Source organism: Streptomyces sp. CO7, from assembly GCF_053474865.1.
The window spans coordinates 117,319-120,193 of sequence record NZ_JBRIOU010000009.1 but is presented as its reverse complement, the minus strand read 5'-3'; the positions used below and the strand labels follow the sequence as shown (position 1 = coordinate 120,193).

The 2,875-nt window shown below is 73.3% G+C and carries 3 protein-coding genes; 1 reads left to right on the top strand and 2 read right to left on the bottom strand.

What is annotated here, in order from left to right; genetic code table 11:
• Window positions 1-172: 172 nt before the first annotated feature.
• A complete protein-coding gene (locus ACOV8S_RS27105; RefSeq protein WP_448321015.1) occupies window positions 173-1,384 on the bottom strand; it encodes an FAD-dependent monooxygenase in 1,212 nt (403 codons plus the stop codon).
• A gap of 148 nt (window positions 1,385-1,532) precedes the next feature.
• Here ACOV8S_RS27105 and ACOV8S_RS27100 point away from each other — a divergent pair, with 148 nt between their 5' ends.
• A complete protein-coding gene (locus ACOV8S_RS27100) occupies window positions 1,533-2,702 on the top strand; it encodes a TetR/AcrR family transcriptional regulator C-terminal domain-containing protein (protein WP_448321013.1) in 1,170 nt (389 codons plus the stop codon).
• Here the strand turns inward: ACOV8S_RS27100 and ACOV8S_RS27095 are convergent.
• On the bottom strand, window positions 2,660-2,875 hold a 216-nt coding region (locus ACOV8S_RS27095; protein WP_448321011.1), incomplete at its 5' end, for a beta-xylosidase family glycoside hydrolase. The two genes, ACOV8S_RS27100 and ACOV8S_RS27095, sit on opposite strands and share 43 nt — an antisense overlap.

Below are 2,875 nucleotides of genomic sequence, written 5' to 3'. Positions count from 1 at the left end.
TGATGGAACGGGGGAGGAACTGCTCCGCAAAGACCCTGGGAGCGACCGTAGAGAGCGCTCTCAAGACGCGGGAAACGTAGGGCTCCCTGGGGTGGGTGTCAATATCTGACGCACAGTCCGACGTCACCCGGCCGTGCCCGGTTGTTCCTCCGGAGGTGTTCTGAGAGCGCTCTCAGGCTGCGTTCCGCACCCCGTACTCCGGCAGCGCGATGTCTCCCGCCTTCGCGAACTGGGCGGCGAGCAGGCGCCGCATCGGCCACCGGGTCATCTGGCGCATCGACAGGTCCCGCAGCAGGATGCCCGTCCGGCTCGACGGGGCGAAGCCCGCGGCCCCGCCCGGCGGGAGCTGCTGGGCCTGGGCGACGTAGGGCCGCATCACCTCGTCGTACCGCCGGAACGCCGTGCGGTGGTCGCCCCCGGCCGAGGCGATCTCCCCGGCCAGGACGTAGGCGCCGACCAGGGCCAGGCTGGTCCCCAGGCCGGTGAGCGGGGAGGCGCAGTACCCGGCGTCGCCCAGCAGCACCACCCGGCCCCGCGACCACCGGTCCAGGACCACCTGGTCCATGGAGTCGAGGAAGAAGTCGGGGGCGGTCCGCATCGCCCGCAGCAGGCGGGGAGTCTGCCAGCCGACGCCGGCGAAGCGCCGCGCCACGATCTCCCGCTGTGCGTCGACGTCGCGGCGGTCGTAGGTGATCGGCGCGGAGCGGAAGCTCAAGCCGGCCTTGACCTCGCCGGGGAGGCGTCCGGGCCGCGCGGAGGCCACCAGTCCGCCCGGCGCGTTGTGCATCAGGTACCAGCCGTCGAGTCCCAGCCCTTTGTCGGTGACGGTGAACCAGGCGTTGTAGAGCCCGAGCGGGCGGACGCACTCCCGCTCGGGACCGAAGACCAGCCCACGCGTCACGGAGTGCGGGCCGTCCGCGCCGACGACCAGGTCGAAGCGGCGCGGCGCGGCCTTCTCGAAGGTGACGTCCACGCCGTCCGCGTCCTGGACGATCCCCGTGACGGTGTCGTCGAAGAGGTACTCGGTGCCGGGCAGGGCGGCGTCGTACAGCAGACGGGCCAGGTCACCGCGGAGGATCTCGATCTCGGAGACGATCCCCTCCCCGCCGAAGCTGTCGACGGGGATCCGCACGGTGACGCGGCCGGAGCCGTCGACGTTCGCGATTCCGTGCTGCTCGACGGACTCGGCCCTGGCCCGGTCCATCAGGCCCATCCGCTCGATCACGGTGCGGCCGGCGCCGCGCAGGTCCACGGTCTGTCCGCCCGGCCGGAGCAGTGGAGCGCGCTCCACCACGGTGACCGCGAAGCCCTGCTTGCGTAGCCAGTACGCCAGGGCGGGTCCCGCGATGCCGGCGCCGGAGATGAGTATCCCGTTGTTCGTCATGGCAGTGAATGTACGGCGTACGCATGCGAAGGCGCAAGCGGGTACGGCTTGGCGGTAGCGGCTTGCGCGGGAGGGTGTACTAGTGCACTTGGAGGTGTGCGGCGGTGTCCGCGGACGGCGTCCCCCGTCGCGGGCTAGGATGGCGCCCATGTCTGGTGCACTAGTGCGGGGAGTGTCGATGGGTGAGGACGCGGGACCTCGGTCCGGACGGATCGTCGACGAGTTGCGGCGGCGGATCGAGAGCGGGGAGCTGGCCCCCGGGGAGCGCGTGCCCTCGACCCGGGAGATCACCCGGCAGTGGGGCGTCGCCATGGCCACCGCGACCAAGGTGCTGACCGAGCTGCGCCGTGCGGGACTGGTGCGTTCGGTTCCGGGCGTCGGGACGGTCGTGGAGGCCAGGGGCGGTCCCGCACACTCGGCCCGCGCGTCCCGTCCGGCCGCCGCGCAGCGCCGCGGGGCGCGCCCGGTGGAGGCGTCCCGGTCCGCCGGGCAGGGCGCCCCCGCCGGGTCCGCCGGCCCCACGGGGGCGCGCGGATCCACGGCGTCGCTCGGGTCCGTCGCGACCGCCGGGCCGGCCGGGGCCGCGGTTTCCGCCGGGCCGGCGGGTGCCACCGGCGGGCTCACCCTCGGTCGGATCGTCGCCGCGGCCGTCACGGTGGCCGACGAGGAAGGGCTGGCGGCGGTCTCGATGCGCCGCGTCGCCGCCGAGCTGAAGGTGGCGACCATGTCGCTGTACCGGCACGTGGCCGACAAGGACGACCTGCTGACACGGATGCTGGACACGGCCATCGCCGGGCAGCCGCTCCCCGCCGAACGGCCGGCCCACTGGCGTACGGCGGTGGAGCTGGCGTCCCGGCAGCTGTGGGGCCTCTTCCGCCGTCACGCCTGGCTGGCTCCGGCGATGTCGGTGACCCGACCGCAGATGGTCACGTCCGGGATGCAGTACAGCGAATGGGTGCTGGGCGCCCTGCACGACGAGGGACTCGACCTGCAGTCGGCCTTCACCGCGCACCTCACGCTGCTCAACCACGCCCGGGGCATCGCCGTCCACCTGGAGAGCGAACGGGAGGCCGAGGCGCACAGTGGCCTCGACAGCGAGGAGTGGATGGAGGGTCAGGAGTCCGCACTCCTGCGGGTACTGGAGGGCGGCCGGCTCCCCCTCCTCTCCCGGGTCGCCCAGGCAGGCTACGACCTGGACCTCGACGACCTGTTCGAGTTCGGGCTCCAGCGCCTGCTCGACGGCCTGGCCCTGATCCTGCGGCAGAACCCGCCGGATCAGCCCGCCGGCGCCACTTCGGCTCCGTCCGCCCCCCGGTAGGTGAACGAGGTCACCGCGAGTTCGCCCCGCGCGCAGGTGAGGCCGACCATGCGGCCGGTGAACCCGCCCGCCACCTCCGTCGACAGGTAGCGCCCGTCCAGCCGGCCCAGCTCGCGGAACCCCTCGGGCCCCACGACGCCGGCCACGATCTCGTCGGGGCCGGGGATGTGGGA

What these genes read in the sequence shown, in the direction of transcription:
- ACOV8S_RS27105 (WP_448321015.1), bottom strand. Translation starts at nt 1,384, where the DNA reads ATGACGAACAACGGGATACTCATCTCCGGCGCCGGCATCGCGGGACCC.
- ACOV8S_RS27100 (WP_448321013.1), top strand. Translation starts at nt 1,533, where the DNA reads ATGTCTGGTGCACTAGTGCGGGGAGTGTCGATGGGTGAGGACGCGGGA.